Annotated in this window: 12 protein-coding genes, 1 tRNA gene and 1 pseudogene; 5 read left to right on the top strand and 9 right to left on the bottom strand. The window is 59.4% G+C overall.

The window, feature by feature from the left end; translation table 11 throughout:
• The first annotated feature begins 7 nt into the window (after positions 1–7).
• The gene (locus tag JR064_RS04865; protein WP_206228989.1) at positions 8–604 is read left to right on the top strand and encodes a hypothetical protein; all 597 of its coding nucleotides are present in this window, start codon (positions 8–10) and stop codon (positions 602–604) included.
• A 109-nt stretch (positions 605–713) separates the two neighbouring features.
• Here the strand turns inward: JR064_RS04865 and JR064_RS04860 are convergent, their stop codons facing one another.
• Positions 714–989, bottom strand: coding sequence for a hypothetical protein (locus tag JR064_RS04860; protein ID WP_206229105.1), 276 nt, complete (start codon positions 987–989; stop codon positions 714–716).
• 22 nt (positions 990–1011) lie between these two features.
• On the opposite strand from JR064_RS04860, the pseudogene JR064_RS04855 reads away from it, so the two are divergent.
• Both JR064_RS04855 and JR064_RS23205 read left to right on the top strand, forming a co-directional pair.
• A pseudogene (locus tag JR064_RS04855) lies at positions 1012–1662 on the top strand (site-specific integrase); the annotation flags it as partial.
• Positions 1663–1932: 270 nt separating this feature from the next.
• Positions 1933–2058, top strand: a complete 126-nt coding sequence (locus JR064_RS23205) for a hypothetical protein (protein ID WP_267130673.1) — start codon at positions 1933–1935, stop codon at positions 2056–2058.
• A 123-nt stretch (positions 2059–2181) separates the two neighbouring features.
• Here JR064_RS23205 and JR064_RS04850 read toward each other — a convergent pair whose 3' ends face one another.
• The 5 genes from JR064_RS04850 to JR064_RS04830 all read right to left on the bottom strand — a co-directional run bounded on the left by JR064_RS04850 (position 2182) and on the right by JR064_RS04830 (position 8178).
• Positions 2182–3555, bottom strand: a complete 1374-nt coding sequence (locus JR064_RS04850; protein ID WP_206228988.1) for an FRG domain-containing protein — start codon at positions 3553–3555, stop codon at positions 2182–2184.
• 282 nt (positions 3556–3837) lie between these two features.
• Positions 3838–4338, bottom strand: coding sequence for a Mov34/MPN/PAD-1 family protein (locus JR064_RS04845; protein ID WP_206228987.1), 501 nt, complete (start codon positions 4336–4338; stop codon positions 3838–3840).
• 3 nt (positions 4339–4341) lie between these two features.
• A complete protein-coding gene (locus JR064_RS04840) occupies positions 4342–6069 on the bottom strand; it encodes a ThiF family adenylyltransferase (protein WP_206228986.1) in 1728 nt (575 codons plus the stop codon).
• Positions 6053–7096: a cyclic GMP-AMP synthase DncV-like nucleotidyltransferase gene (locus tag JR064_RS04835; protein ID WP_206228985.1), complete on the bottom strand. Its 1044-nt coding sequence runs from the start codon at positions 7094–7096 to the stop codon at positions 6053–6055. Before JR064_RS04835 ends, JR064_RS04840 begins: the two co-directional genes overlap by 17 nt.
• Positions 7093–8178 carry a patatin-like phospholipase family protein gene (locus JR064_RS04830; protein WP_206228984.1) on the bottom strand — a complete coding sequence of 362 codons (1086 nt, stop codon included), beginning with the start codon at positions 8176–8178 and terminating at the stop codon, positions 7093–7095. Before JR064_RS04830 ends, JR064_RS04835 begins: the two co-directional genes overlap by 4 nt.
• Before the next feature lie 182 nt (positions 8179–8360).
• Between JR064_RS04830 and JR064_RS04825 the strand changes: the two genes are divergently transcribed.
• Together JR064_RS04825 and JR064_RS04820 are read left to right on the top strand one after the other, a co-directional pair.
• The gene (locus tag JR064_RS04825) at positions 8361–9254 is read left to right on the top strand and encodes a WYL domain-containing transcriptional regulator (protein ID WP_206228983.1); all 894 of its coding nucleotides are present in this window, start codon (positions 8361–8363) and stop codon (positions 9252–9254) included.
• Between the two features lie 1245 nt (positions 9255–10499).
• Positions 10500–11357, top strand: a complete 858-nt coding sequence (locus JR064_RS04820) for a hypothetical protein (RefSeq protein ID WP_206228982.1) — start codon at positions 10500–10502, stop codon at positions 11355–11357.
• A gap of 92 nt (positions 11358–11449) precedes the next feature.
• Here JR064_RS04820 and JR064_RS23350 read toward each other — a convergent pair whose 3' ends face one another.
• From JR064_RS23350 to JR064_RS04805, 3 genes are all read right to left on the bottom strand, one after another.
• Positions 11450–11851, bottom strand: a complete 402-nt coding sequence (locus JR064_RS23350; RefSeq protein WP_206228981.1) for a GIY-YIG nuclease family protein — start codon at positions 11849–11851, stop codon at positions 11450–11452.
• Positions 11852–12038: 187 nt separating this feature from the next.
• Positions 12039–14351: a hypothetical protein gene (locus JR064_RS04810; protein ID WP_206228980.1), complete on the bottom strand. Its 2313-nt coding sequence runs from the start codon at positions 14349–14351 to the stop codon at positions 12039–12041.
• A gap of 25 nt (positions 14352–14376) precedes the next feature.
• Positions 14377–14451: transfer RNA gene (locus JR064_RS04805), tRNA-Asn, on the bottom strand.
• Positions 14452–14515: the final 64 nt, after the last annotated feature.

The following is a 14515-nucleotide window of genomic DNA, read 5'->3' as shown; positions in this document are numbered from 1 at the left end:
GAGAAGAGTGCAATATGCACATAATTTCCTGGGCTGGAAGCTCCAGATTGCAGGTCGGCGTGAATGGACTGCAGCTGGTCAAATTTGCCATGTGGCCGCCTGCGCACGGTTGTCGCATCTGTCTAAGCGTGCGCTTCGCCCGTCCCATATCATCTTTGTCACGGGGGTGAGCATGGATGTTCGTGTCGTGGGGCTGTTCTTGCTGTTGTCGGCATTCGCCGTGTCGGCGCAGACGCGCTCGGCTGCCGGCCGTGGCATCGAGCGTGTGAACCCGAATCGCAACGTCGCTGCGGTTCCGAAGCTCGATTGTCGCAAGCTTCTCGCTAGCGATCCTCGGCCATGGGTGCATGCCTATTGCGAGCATGTCGACTTCGCGATGCAGGACGGCATGTCCCGCGCCTGGGGACGTCCTCGGCCATCGTCGGTTCTTCTCGATATCCCTGCGCTTGGTACCGCTGAGGCCAAGGCTTCTGGCGTCTCATGTTCCGAGGGCCGTGTGATCCGCAGGGTGGGCAATGGCTGGGAGCAAGCACTCGATCAGCAGCGTAACTATCTGCGCTGCCGGCCGTCTGTCGAGTTGCCGGCGATATCTATTGGTCGATGAGAGGTGGAGCTGGCTTGAGGCTTGCCAGAGGCAGGAGCGATGCCAGACAGAGCGGCAGCAGACCAGTGCAGCACCTCAGTTGATTTAACATAATATACATTATGCGAAATCAAGGGTCGGCCCAGCCGGCAACCCTTGCATCCTCGGCCTGACCCACGTCCAGTGCGCTCAGCTGCTGCGCGTCAGCGTGCGCACCGTCCAGAACTGGGAGTCCTGCCGCAGCCAGATCCCGCACGCCGCCTACAAGCTCCTTCGCATCCTCAGCAGCGGCAAGTACCTGGGCCACCAGTGGCGTGACCTCAATGCGCCGGGACTGAGAGACGGTCGCCGCAGCAAGCTGCGGATCGTTGAGACAAACAAGCGCCTCTCCCAAGTCCTCTTCCACTAGTGCCGCCCTCGTCCGGACCGTCCGCACCGTGCTCAGCCGCGCCGCCCGAGCCGCAGTCAAACGCGGCGACCGGCCGCGCAAGAAGACCGCGATCACCCTGCCCGAGCCGGAAGCCTTGCTGGTCACCTGCGACGACAGCCTGGAAGGAATACGGGATCGCGCCCTACTCTGCTTCGGGTTTGCCAGCGGTGGGCGCCGGCGTAGTGAGATCGCCGCCGCCGACCTGCGCGACCTGCGCCGGATCGGCGAGGCGGGCTACATCTACCGCCTGGAGCACAGCAAGACCCAACAGGCAGGCGTCACCGCGAGTTCGACCCCGGACAAGCCGGTGCTCGATCGGGCCGCCCTTGCGCTGCAGGACTGGCTGGACGCTGCCGGGATCACCGAAGGGGCGATTTTCCGACGGCTGTGGAAGCGGCGCGTCGGCCCTGCCCTGTCTCCGGCCGCGGTCGGCGAGATCGTACAGCGGCGGGCGCGACTGGCCGGACTGGAGGGAGATTTTGGCGGGCACAGCCTGCGGTCGGGGTTTGTGACCGAGGGCAGCCGCCAGGGCGTGGCTCTGCCGGCCATCATGCAGTTGACCGAGCATCGGTCGGTGTCCAGTGTCGTGGGGTATTTCCAGGCCGGTGGGGCCATCGGCAACCCAGCTGCTCGGCTCCTTGAAGACTGAGCTCTGAGTTGCTTCGCCCACCTGAGAAGGGCCACTCCTTTGCCGTGGATCATCCTCCCCGTCGCATCGCGATAGCTGCTCACCTATGCACGCATATGCGGGCTTTCGCGCGATAACCGGCCACTTCGATTTCTCATTCATCTGTGGGAAACTGGCGGTACGGCGCGTGGTTGGTGGGGCCCTGTCTCCGTCTAAAGACAAAATCTCACCAACTGGCTAATCCTCGATGGCGCGTCCAAGGGCCCGGGGAGCACGATCAAGGAGGCCTATATGGTTCAACTGAACGTGTCAGCCAGCTGGCAAAGCCGCCAGGGTTTTAACCGCAAGTTCGCGGTGAAGCTCTGTCTGCCTGTCGGACTGCTGCTGACGGTGTTCACCGCCATCAACATCTTCTGACAGTTGGCGACACCAGGGGACGGGGGCCGAAAGGCCCCCTTCTTTTTTGACACCCATAGCAGGTCCGCGTCTTGCGCACTCTGCCTCAGTGATGAAAGGTCCTGAGCGCTACTCGCGAACTTGTTAGTAGGGTTCGCCCCACGTAGCTTTGGGATCAGAGGTTGGATCAACATCTTTTTGTAGGTAGAGGCCGGGCGCGACGCATTCGATCCAGCCATCCTTCAATGCAACATCCACTCTACCAAGAAGTCTGAAATTATCCGCGTGATCGGAGCCACATGCACAGTCCTCCTCATGCAAAATCCGCTGCCAGCTCCCCTCGGTGTCGATCCGATAGTGCATCCCGTAAAAGCGCCTGACTTCCATGATGCGCAATCCGGGATGGTCAACTCCATACTCAAAAACGCAGACAATTTCTCCAGGCATCTTAACCATCCCGACGCCCTTCCCATATCGGGTTCCCATTCCGTGGTAAACAAGGGCATCGAGCTCGATAGAGATCTCGTCGTAGATGTTAAGAAGCTTGTTCAACTCCGGAAGGACGAAGCAGGGTGCGCTGACTCCGTGATACAGGGTGCTGCCACAGAGGACTTGCGCCATCTGCATCTGGGGTTCGGCCAAACAATCTGAAGGAGGCGGAAGGTCTCTTGTCCAGAACGGGCGATACATCGCACTCCGAGGCGGCATGTGCTTCTGCAGATGGTACGAGTACTCCGGGAGCTCTAGTGATCGCCGAAATGCTTCTATGCCACCATCCGGAAGATGCCGCATCTTCTCCCATGGCATCGCGAGCAGCTCGGCATACACAGGATCATCCGATGGTTCAGGGAACAACCACTCCGCGATGCAGTCGCCTGCAAAGTCACGCAATACCTCGGACGGCGCGGTTATATGTGCAACTAGGCAATCACCATGTAGGCCACTCTGAACTAAGGGGCCAACCATGTAAGCGTCCTGGCGAACGTATCGCGGAGTTCCCTCATTCGTGGCTATTTCTAGGAGGTGAACTGCCTGGATTCCTCGTTGCCTGAGCGCCTTTTGGCTTATCAGGTAGAGGTGACCTACATCCTCCGCTGGTACAAACCGAGCATTGAGTGTGCGAAGCCAAACAGGATCTTCGAAACAGTCTTCAACCATGTTTATGACATTCTTTGACTCGAATCGATTGCTTGCAAACCACGCGGCTACACGCGGATTGCCGGAAGCATCAAGGAAGAATGAGCGAAAACCATAGTGCTGCAGGATCGCTTGGTTCGTGGCCGCATCGTCGGTTTCCTTCCAGCCGCGCACTAGATGCTGAAGAGCCCTTTTCGCGTAATAGGTCCACTTGATCATCAAGTCGGGCACGCAGCCGTGCCGCTGGAACGAGGTCGACAACGACGGCTGCCCGTCTGCACCAGCGTAATGCTGGGTTTGTCCTCTATAAAGAATGCCAGGCCCATACCGACCTATGGCCACGTCGAGATCTTCGATTGTGTCGCAGTGCCACTTATCCATCGGTCGCTTCTTCCTTGCAAGTCTAGGGGCTTGAATGCTGGCCGGATTCAATTCGAGGCGTTCAAAATTCCGTCTGCACAAAAATCTGCATACACCCCACCAAGATTAGTCCGCGCCATCGCACAGTTCGTTCTGCACCGCGCGGCGCTGGCCGGTCTGGGAGTCATTTCGAGGGACACAGCCTGCGTCCGGGACGCGAAGGACAAGCTGTCGTCACGACTGATGGAGTGAGTAAAGCCCCATCCAGGGCGGCGGCGCGAAGGCGACCAAATGCTGCGTGGCTCAGGGCGGCGCGGCGACCTCCCTATGCACGCCCCGTGCAATCTGCCACCGGGCGACCCCATCGTCATCGAATGAGTACAGGGCTAGCCCGTCGACGCCTTGGGCTCTCCCTTGAATCAGCATGAGCAGCGTGCTCACCCGCGTCTGCGAGGCGGTGCGCAGACGCCTCATCGCCTCCACATCGGTCGTCGATGCATTCGGAGCCGTCTCGGGGTGGGTGTGCCACTCGCCCAGGTACAGCAAGCCCATTTGACCGTGCTCGTCGATGCACCGCTGTGCTGCCTCCGGGTTAGAGCGATAGGAATAGCGACTACGCGTATCGCCGGCATGGGGCCCGGCTGCTCTCGTGATCAGCACTTCCCCGCCAGCAACGGTGCCAAACAGCTGGCCACCCGCCTCGGCCGCGCGCCAGTTAAGCTGGCGGAATTGGACTGTATGATCGAGCACGTTGTGCGCTATGCGCACGCGCTGCGCATAGCCCGCAGTTGTCGCGAGATACATCAGTTACCACGCCCACGCACGCGAGATCTCCCCGTAAGACCTGTCAAACGCCGGATCAATCGTGCAGCGCGCATCGAGGGCGACCTCGCGGTTGCCGAGCCACGAGCGAACCACATTGCGCTCCACCTTTCCGAGAAGAACGTCCAAAGCCAGGCGGTGCGCGACGTTAATGGTGCCCATCATGTCAGCAGCGCTGTAGGGCTGGAATGCGACGCCGCAGCCCACCTCCACCGCCTGGCCCTCCCCGGGTGGCCAATTCGATGTCAGTCGCATCCCAAACTGCGCATCGGCGTCGAGTGCGGGGGTGATATCGGTCGCATCGACGATCCCCACCGCGTGGCCGGCCACAGCCATCTCCTCAAGCCAGGTCCACAAAAAAGCGGGTGGGCGTTCCAGTCCAAGCCGCCAACGGTTCAGTGCGAGTTCGCCCGCGATCCCGATGCCGGCCGCGATGACCAGATCGCAACGTGACAGGGCCTCCAAATGCTCAGCATTGGCGTGCTCGATTGCGCCCACCCACGGGTCAACAGCCGCCGCGCTAGGAAAGTCCCTGAGCAACTGCTTGGCCAGCGCAACCGACTTGTACTGACCTACCGCTTGCATGCCCAGGATGTGACGCCCAGTATTGCTTGAACTCAAGCGATCCATATCGACCAGATGCAATGAACCGACGCCCGCCTGGACCAGGTCTCGCGCCAGATAGCCGCCCAGTGCGCCACAGCCTACGACGGCTACGGTCTTGCCACGCAGGGCTTCAGCATCCGCCCGCTTTCCGCGACCGTGTACTGCGCGGTAGTCCGCACGCTGGATGCTCCTGCGAACTGCAGGCTTGGCATTGAAGCTCCTCGCCAGCCACGCGGGAGGTCGGGGCCGGGACGGACGGAAGCCGTTCTTGGCGGCCGCCGCGCTGATCCCTTCGATCTCCGCACATACGTAGACCGGCTCGCCTCCAATCTCGCAACCCAGTACCACAGGAAGCACGCTGCCAGCTCGCATATGAGGGGCTAGCGCGCCGGCCGCATCCAGCGCAATGACATCCCTGCCCGCCGCCGGAAACGCTGTAGGTACCATCGGCTCGTTCAGCCAGATCAGACGGGTGGTGGCCACCATATCCGGCGCTGACGTGCCTGTGCGTGACAGCCACGTGCGCAGCTGCTCTGGCGAGTCAGCGAATACCAAGCCGCGCTTCGTATCGCCATAGTAGACAATGTCCCGCGACGTCGGCGCGTCTTCCAGGAGGGATCGGTAAGGCATTGATGACTCCTTACCGAGCTGGGACCAGTAGGCGATGAACTCTCGCCGGTGCTCGGCGTCGCGCTCCTCCTCACCCATGCCCAAGACCTGCAGCGCATCCTGAAGGGTGGTCAGGATCCGCGCCGCAGCACTGGACGAGTAGCGAAGTCGGCCCAAGCACAGAGCGCCCCTGGGGTCGATGTGGGGCCAATACGGCGCCGCAGGAAGAGTTCCCTGCAGTGCAACTGCGACAGGATCAGCAAAAGGGAACTGTGCGGTGATTCCGACAATCAAATGATCGATCGTCGGATGAGAGTGCCAGGCCTTCGGCACATTCACTCGCCACGCGGCAACCAGGCCAAAATGCGCCAAGGCAGCCTCTTCGCTCGGCTTGACCCGGCGCCATTCGTCCGCCCTTGCCGCTGCAAGGGCGGATTCGATTTGCTCGACGAAGTTGGCAGAAAAGTCCAAGCCGCTGACCTTAGCCGAACCGACCATTGCCGTCGTTCCTTACGTCAGAGCGCGCCTCAGCCGCAATGAAGAAGCCGCGGCTGGCCTCCGCTTTCTGCACGGGCTCAGGAAGCGCCTGGAAGTAGCTGCTGGCATAGACCTCATCCCACGCTTCGCGGGCCTCGCTTCGCGTGCAGTCATCCTCAAGCACCGCCAGTTGCTCAATTGCCGAGCCCAACTTGTCCCGGAAGAACCGCACCTTGGCATTGCCAGCCTCGGCAAGCTTGGACGCGTTTACGGGATGCGCCACCTCGGTGGACCAGTCCAGCTGGGCCTTGATCGCCTTCCAGGTTTCAAGTAGCGCCTCGTCGTCACGGCCATCGAAACCCACAAAGTGATCGGAAACGAGTTTGGTGATGACAATGCCGCTGGTGGTCTCATCCTTCCAATCAGACCGGCTGCGCGCATACAACTTGGTGAGTCGGATGACCCGACGCATCTGATCGCCGGCCCCTGCACTCTCACCATTTCGATCGGCAACCTGCTGCTTGAACCAGCGCGTGGTGGCGCGCGCATCCGAAGGATCCCAGCTGCCATCGCCTGCCAGTTCGAACACCTCGCGCGTGCCGCCACAGCCATTGTCTTCCTTGCGGATGCGATAGACCGGCATGTCGATGTGGTAGCCCTGGTGATAAGCCTGCCGGACGCACTTGGGAAACACCTCTGCCGGATTGGCAAACCGCTTGTCGCGTGAGAGTGCCGTGCAGACGCGCTCCTTGGCCTCCAGCGGTGTCAGAGCGAAGCCGTGCTGATCGACAAGTGCCGCCTCGTCGAAGTACACCCCGTCGTCGATGTCGTAATCAAAGTCGGGGTCTTGGACCATCGTGTGCATCGCGTAGGAGCCTTGCGTGCACACCATCTTCGGCTGGGCATGCTCCTCTTCATCCAAGCCGATCTCAAGGCGATGACGCCCAGTATCCCGGCGCTCCCGCATCTCCGTACGCTCGTCATTGCTGAGCGTTACTTCGTCTGCATGAAACTTGCTCATATCGCTACCGCAGTCAAACACGCTCATTTTCCTTCTCCTTGCTGCTCACAGAGGCCATCGGTCAGGGCGGCGCGAAAACGCGCCATTTCGCTGTCTTGCGTGAACGCGTGAGCCCACGCGTAGTCCACATCGGAAACCGCTTGGCGCCTGAGGGCATTCAGCACCTTGGGGCGAGCGTCATCCATGTTCTGGATATACTTCAGCAGCTTCTCTGAGGGGCATTGCGCCGGCATGCGGAATGCCATGCTTCCGTCCTTGCGCAACTGCAGGATCTTCTTGCTGATGTAGTCGTAGCCCACCGCCTGCGAGTTCAGGCTTGCCGATATCGCGCGGACGCCCCCGCGCCAGCCCAAGGCACCTCGATAGCGCTGGCGGTCGGTAATTTCTTCACCGCCTTGCGCGGGCAGCGCCCCGAGCATGAACAGGTGGACGGGACGGTTCTCGCCAAGGTCATCCAGAATTTCCACAGCCTCTAATGCGCCAAGCGCTCCAGGGTTGTTGGCCCACAGCCCCCCGTCCGTGTACACGACCCGCGCCTGCCCATCTGGCTCATCCAGCTGTGCGAGGGCTCGCAGGATAGGGGCTGCCGTGGTCGCCATGCAGGCATCGACAAGCGTCCGTTTGTCATCGCGTCCATTGAGCCGGGCCAAGTGTCGTGTTTTGAACACCACGGCGGCGTGTCGCGCCATATCGATGGACGTCAGCGCCAGCCGGATGCCGCGCTCGTCATGCACGTCCCGGAAGGTCTTCTGGCCAAAGGTGTGCTCCAGCGCCACCCGGAGTGCGGCTTCACCCCGGCGGATGCCAAGACCAAACAGCGGGACAGCCTGCCCCAGGACGGGAATGCGCCTCAGCCACTGAAGCGGAAAGATTTTCCCGCCGTGCTCCTGGTAGAGCTGGTCAACCTTGGACAGCGACTCACCTGCTGCCAAAGCGGACGCCACGATCCCGCCGGTGCTGGTGCCAACGATTAGGTCGAAGCAACGCCCTACGTCCAAGTCCTCACCGACCTGGCCGCAAACGCGCGCGGCAAAGGTGCGCAGGTAGGCCGCCTGGTAGACCCCCCGCATCCCACCACCGTCCAGGCACAAAACTCGAAATGGCTTCATTGCGTCCTCCGATGTCCCCTAGGACACAATATGTGGAAGTTTTCGGCGCCCCCCACCCCTATGGGTAGTGGCTTCAGGGAAATTGCCGACGTGATGGGCAAGCTAACACTGAGATGAATCAGAAGCAAGAAACTTTTCTCTGCAATTTGGGGGATACTAGTCCTTTGACTGGAAAGACGAGCATGTCTGAACAAGCACCACCCCCATTCAGCTCAAAGACATGGAGTCAGCGGCAGCGCTACGCGTTTATCGAGAATCGGCTGTACTGGGAGGGAGAGCTAACCCGTTCGGCCCTGATGGAACGCTTTGGCATATCAGGCCCCCAAGCCTCCGACGATGTCGCGCGATATCTCGAGTTGTCTCCCCAGAGCATTGAGTACGATCGGGTCCGGAAGGCGTACATCCCTACTCGCCACTTCCAGCCACGGGTTACCGCTCCTGATGCACGTCAGTACCTGACCCAGTTGCTCCTGCTGGCCGATGACGCGATTGCCTCAGGTGACTCTTGGCTTGGCGATGTACCCATCCATGCCGTCATGCCTCGAGTGCGCAGGCGGCTGGACATAGAAACGCTGAGGCCAGTTGTGTCTGCCATCAGGCACCGGCGAGCTATTGAGATTCGCTACCAGTCGATGTCGACACCGGATCCCGTGCTTCGATGGATTGCTCCTCATGCCCTGGTCTACGACGGCGCCCGCTGGCATATCCGGGGCTGGTGCTTCAACAAGTCCCGCTTCACCGATTTCGTCCTAGCCCGAATTCTTCAGATCGGTGATAGCCGCGTGTCGCCGATGGACCCCAGCCTGGACCGTGAGTGGGAAGAATTCTTCACCATTGAGCTATCGCCTCATCCAGACCTGTCCGAATGGCAACGTCAGGCCATCGAGATGGACTACGGAATGGAGGACGGAGTGATCGGAATACGAATGCGCCTGTGCATGACCTGGTACTTCGAGCGTCACTATGGCTTGGACATTCCTGTGGAGTGCCTTCCTGCGGCTCGCCGGCAGATTGTTATTCGAAATCGGGCTGAGCTTGAGACGCTTCGTCTTTCCTGCGCTACTTCAGACGACTGAGATCAAGGTGTCGGCACATGCGCGATAGCCTCTGGGGCCAGTCGTGATAGCGCACGGGAAGGGTGTTAATCATGAAACTGCCGGCTATTTCGGCTCGTTCCCTGCGCCCTTGTAGCCGGGGCGATGTTTGTAGGGGTGGCGGCTGTCCCCGACAGAGTTTGAACGGCAGTACGCACTAAACGGCTGAAGAGTGTCTACAAAAGCCTGGGCGATTCACTACTTCGATCTTGGAGTGTGAGGGGAGCCTTGCCTGGAGCGGAGATTACGCTACGGGTGTAACCATTGAAGGTGCCGTTCGGAAGCTTAGTTGTTTTATCAATTACCGTGACAGTGAACCTTGGTCCCTGCATGACAGTTGGGCCGCACCGCCAGCGGCGTTGTGGCCGCTGCGGAGCCAGCAGCGAGGAGCAAAATGGCGACTGCAATTTTCCGATGCATGTTTGCTCCCAGGCGCATCTAACTCTGGAATTAAGCCGACCCACGTAGCGAGTTCGGCTTGAATGAAATGTTAGGCGCCGCAAGCATCCTGTGGGCCCATTGATTTGCCTACCCAACCAGCCTCAACAACCTCGACTGCCTATAGAATTTGCTGTGCAAATGAACGGGCCTGAGCCACGTCGAACTCCACTGCATCCTCATGAGGCATTGCCACTACCTTGATGAAAATGAGCCCCTCATCTTGGCGCGGCTCGCAAGTCACCGTCTCTTTGTACTTCTGCTCTTGAGAGTCTGTCATGACAATCTTGCGCCTAACTACTTAATAGACGAACCCGTGGGTCCAGTTATACGAATTACCCATAAAGCCCCTTGTACCGGACTTCCCGTTGGGACACATCAATCTTATGGCGCCTGGGTCCGGCTAACAACCCAGCCGTATAACCGGACCCAGCGGCAGGCTCGGCGGCCGCATCAATGGCCGCTATGGGTCGGAAGCCGCCCTAACCCACCCCCGATAAATCCTCTTAATCTGCTTCTTCACGTTTGAGGCCGTGCTCGGCTGCCAGCTACCGCATACCAATGACTGGTCTTGAGTGGTAATCATCGGCGGTGATTCGATCTTCCTCCAACTACTCATGCGCCTTTTATTGGCATTTTTTGATACGCTAGTGACTAGCTGGATCAGCTCCATAGCAACGACTGCACCCACAAACGGTTGATATCCGGATGAGTACTTCGAACTTAAAGCCATCGAAAGACGAACTTGAGTCGAATCTTAAACAGTATCGGGTAGAGGCAGGCTCGCACTTGAGCGATCTCGAGTTTGAGGTCATTCAGACAATCTGCAAGGCGGCCGACAGGGCCATGCGTTTGGCTGCACGCAAGGCTCTTTCTCAAGTTGCGGAGTCCTTGAAATATAACTTCATCCCCAGACTGACCGCCGACAGATCAGCGCTACCGATGGCTACCCAGGTAGGCGATGGCGAGGCATATCGCATCTCAATTCCAATATCCTTTGTTGGCAGGCTGCTTGAGATCACGCCGACTCGAGGAGGTATGCCGCCGAAAGAAGCTTCCGACTATCTCCTTTCGTCGACTATCGTCGCCGTGCTGGCTGCGTATGGCCATGAGATTATTCACGTCTTTGCTGGACACTTGAAGATGCCATCCTCGCTTGGCCAAGAAACGCATGCGGATTACGTTGGCGGAACACTTCTCTGGACTTGGCTCGATGATGAAGAGATCGCAGCGTTGTGCCAGATCAGAGCTGACGAGAAGCCTTCCATGTGTGCCTATGGCTTCTTGCAGTTAGTATCGGTCTTGAGTGATTCGGATCACGACCAAAGTCTGTACCTCCCTCGCTGTCTACGTCTCATTGTTTTCGCGGCCGGTGCTGGATTTTGTGCTGACGGAACGCAAGGGGCCGGCTCTGGCGACCTAGTTCAGCGAGCTTTTGAGGCCCTGCCGATGGGTCCAAGAAGCGACTTCGAGTCGCCGGCAATCCTTAGCCAGCACGCGACCCTGACGCTCCAACTGAATAATCCTCAAGTTATTTGTAAACTAAGGCAAGCTTTTGACGAGATAAACCAACAGAAGAGTGGGTGGTACAACTCGTCAGAACACTTGCGCCCGATCAAAAGAGAGCTCAGTCGCGCGATCAAATGACACGCGTCCTCCAGACGCAACTTTCAAGTTTGCCAGACACATGGCGTTAAGGCCGGTTGTGAGGCGATCTACCCTACCCCCGATAAACACCCCTAATCCAGAAGCTCTACATGCCTTTTTTTGCACTGGGGGTTTTGGTTGAGGATGTACGCCTTCCGGTGGTGCACTAGGCCGCCACTGGTGGATCGCTCGCACACATTCGACCAGAAGCCACCACGCACCTTCTGCCAACCGTGCTTAGACATCAAGAACAGAGTAAGCCTGTTCTCAAATTGCTCAGCAACCTTCCAATCGCGCGTTCTAACCGTCTTGGCGCACAACACAGCAACGGGTGAATGTCGCTGCGTCCAGGCAGATCCCTTTCCCTGGAAGTGAGCAGCAATTCGTTCGACGAACTTGCATGATTGTCCAACGTAGTAGCAACCGTTCTCAAGCGCCAGCACGTAGATGGTAATGGGCGAAGATCGAATTGTTGAACTCAGAAGGTCTGTCATATTGACGTCCGCTTCAATGCAGTCAGATCACACGGTATGCCCACCATGTGGGCCTGCTGAATTCTCCTCAGCCAAGCTGAGCCGCAGCGGTACTCCCTGCCCAGGTAAGGCCGGTGACCAAAACGCCGGTACATCTTGTTGTTCATCCAGTGAGCACTTGGTTTGTCCAAGTTCCTGGCTACAGCGCTCAGGAAGCCAGCCAGTGTCGTTCGGTCGTCCAGCCTTTGAAGACCCTTGCGCCATTGGGTCCAGTCTCGTGTTGAGGCAGCCGCCGTCCTTCTGCGGCCAGCCGAAGGCCACACATAACGGGCTCGAAGCGCGACCTGAACGTGTTAGGTTGTTCGTAGAAATGCGCTTCAATGCGCGCGATCGCCACCCGCCTACGGGCATCGTCGAGCATCGATAGAAAGAAAAGCATCTGTCTCCACGCATACGCCGTGTTCTTGACCATGATCAGTTGGGCATGCCAATGTGGGATCTGCATCTGCTGGCGTCTGCATATCCACTGGAAGCTCTGGAGCGCGATCGCATCCAGCGTTGGACGCAACATGGCGCGAAGTCCGGCGCCGTCGAACAGGACCGCAAGGTTGTGCGTCGTCAGGATCTGGACCTGCTCAAGGATGGTGCCGTTGATCGCTGGACTCCATCCACCCGATGAAGCGTTGGCGCGCCGCGCAGCCAAGGTCGATAGCGCATCTGTGGAATCGTTTGCCCTGCTCCACCCATTTCGCTTGGTCTCGGCCTTGAGCCTGTCAGGGAGAACGGCCAGTGCATCGGTGTCGATATTGTAATAGTCGGCATACAGCGTTCCCGCAATGACCTGGGCTGCGAATCGCGCGGCTTCGATATATGTGTTGGTGAACTCGCCCGTGAAGATATCGGTCGCGATCTCATCGACGAAAGGCAGCTTCAACTTCGCGCCATCAGCGAGGACGCGGAACTCTCTGACCAGCTTGTTGGGAGTAATAGCGTGCGGAAAGGCCGAGATCACCATCGAAGCCGATTCGATCAGGGCCGCGCGTGCGGCACCCGCGGTAACGGTGTCGGCATTACGATCGCCATCGACCACTGAGATCCAAGGCAACTCGTTCAGGCGCACCTGGCCTTCGAGGTTGAGCAGCAGCAGCGACCGCCGCCTCCGGAAAGCGCGATAGGTCGCAGCGTACAGACAACGCAGTGTCGGGTTGGCCAATTCGCTGCTACGGATCTCGGCAATCAACACCGGAAGCACGCGAGCGATCGTGTCGCCCGACGTGACGATGCCGGCATCGACCAATTCGGCGATCGTGCCGCGACGGCACCGTTCCAGACGGTATCGAACCGGATCCGGCAACTGCTGGTCCGGTTCGATACCGAACGTCGCAGCCTCGTCTTCGTTGATCGGGGCTGACAACGCAGAGAAGTCGGCGATGCCTTCTGATGGGGGATATGCCGCCAGTCTCGCAGCGACGGCATGACCGATACGGTGGTGTGCCGCCGAGGCCACGTCGCGCTGTTGCTGCTGCCGGAAGGCAAGGTGCCCTGACGAATCGGGCCTGCCGTGTGCCTCAACGAAATCGTCGACGATCCTGCGAATCCGGCCGACTTGGCGCCCGGTAAGCGTGGCCGGATCGTCAGCACACGCGGCCAAGAGCGCGAACGCCTCAGTCACCCGGTCTCTCCGCCTCGTGAGGTCACCATGACCATCGGCCCGAGCGTCACTGATCCGCGTCAACAATGCCTTGGCCGACGCTTGCCAGTCTTCCGGAAAACGGCGGCACGGCCAGCCATCGACGTAGGTATCGAGAAACAGCGAGATCGTCGCGTCGTAAAGAGGCAAACGGATCTCGATCGACCACTTCTGCGCCGCTAGCCTGCGTTGTGCACCCAGTTCCGACAGACATTGCCGAACATCGCTAGCGGTGAAGATGCTGACTTCGGCGGACAAAGGGGATGTGCCATCGATACGCGCCGGAAAGAACCGCAATCTGTCGAAAAACGGCGCGATCGCTTCAATGATCGTTTGCGCCTGCTCGATGCGGCCCTGGCCGACGAGCCACGCGACCATCGGCAGCGCCGCCTCTTCGGGCAGATCGATACTGTAGCTACCTTCCGTGAGCATGCGCTGCAGGTGATCGAGGCCGGCCTCGGTCAGATGCCAGAGATTCAAGTCAAACCGTACCTGATCGGCGCTGACGTGCACCACCCTCTTGGACAGCTCGCGTTCGTACGCGGTTAATTCACCGCCGGCGAGCAGACGACCAGTGGCGAAACCACCGGTGTTAACCTCCAGTGTCGCCCATGCGGGGACATCCGCGAACGGCGTGCGGGAACCATAGTGCGCTGTTTCCATCAGCACATGCTCAAGTACATGCATCCAGCGTTCCGCACGGACGCCAGCGCGTAACCGCGCCTGCGAATCCGGGTGATGTTCCGTGGTGTCCAGCGCCTTCGCCAACTGGAAGCGCGCGTAGTTGAATCCGGGCGATGTGCTCGAACCGCTGCTTCGATCTGAAGTCATGCGTGCTGTCGATATTGCGAAGCGGTGGGTCCGGGGGCTGGATTCGAACCAGCGCCCTCCCGGTTAACAGCCGAGTGTTCTGCCGCTGAACTACCCCGGAGCATGGTAAGAATGTCGCATGGGGCAAGCGCAAACGCAATACGACCGCGATGCCGCGTCGTCGA

This window comes from Xanthomonas bonasiae, from assembly GCF_017163705.1.
Classification (GTDB): Bacteria; Pseudomonadota; Gammaproteobacteria; order Xanthomonadales; family Xanthomonadaceae; genus Xanthomonas_A; species Xanthomonas_A bonasiae.
The sequence above is the reverse complement of the archived record's forward strand: the minus strand, read 5'-3'. Positions and strand labels throughout refer to the sequence as shown.

Excerpts from the sequence above, each read along its gene's own strand:
- JR064_RS23205 (WP_267130673.1), top strand. The coding sequence starts at position 1,933 with ATGGTTCAACTGAACGTGTCAGCCAGCTGGCAAAGCCGCCAGGGTTTT.
- JR064_RS04850 (WP_206228988.1), bottom strand. The coding sequence starts at position 3,555 with ATGGATAAGTGGCACTGCGACACAATCGAAGATCTCGACGTGGCCATA.
- JR064_RS04845 (WP_206228987.1), bottom strand. The coding sequence starts at position 4,338 with ATGTATCTCGCGACAACTGCGGGCTATGCGCAGCGCGTGCGCATAGCG.
- JR064_RS04840 (WP_206228986.1), bottom strand. The coding sequence starts at position 6,069 with ATGGTCGGTTCGGCTAAGGTCAGCGGCTTGGACTTTTCTGCCAACTTC.
- JR064_RS04835 (WP_206228985.1), bottom strand. The coding sequence starts at position 7,096 with ATGAGCGTGTTTGACTGCGGTAGCGATATGAGCAAGTTTCATGCAGAC.
- JR064_RS04830 (WP_206228984.1), bottom strand. The coding sequence starts at position 8,178 with ATGAAGCCATTTCGAGTTTTGTGCCTGGACGGTGGTGGGATGCGGGGG.
- JR064_RS04825 (WP_206228983.1), top strand. The coding sequence starts at position 8,361 with ATGTCTGAACAAGCACCACCCCCATTCAGCTCAAAGACATGGAGTCAG.
- JR064_RS23350 (WP_206228981.1), bottom strand. The coding sequence starts at position 11,851 with ATGACAGACCTTCTGAGTTCAACAATTCGATCTTCGCCCATTACCATC.
- JR064_RS04810 (WP_206228980.1), bottom strand. The coding sequence starts at position 14,351 with ATGACTTCAGATCGAAGCAGCGGTTCGAGCACATCGCCCGGATTCAAC.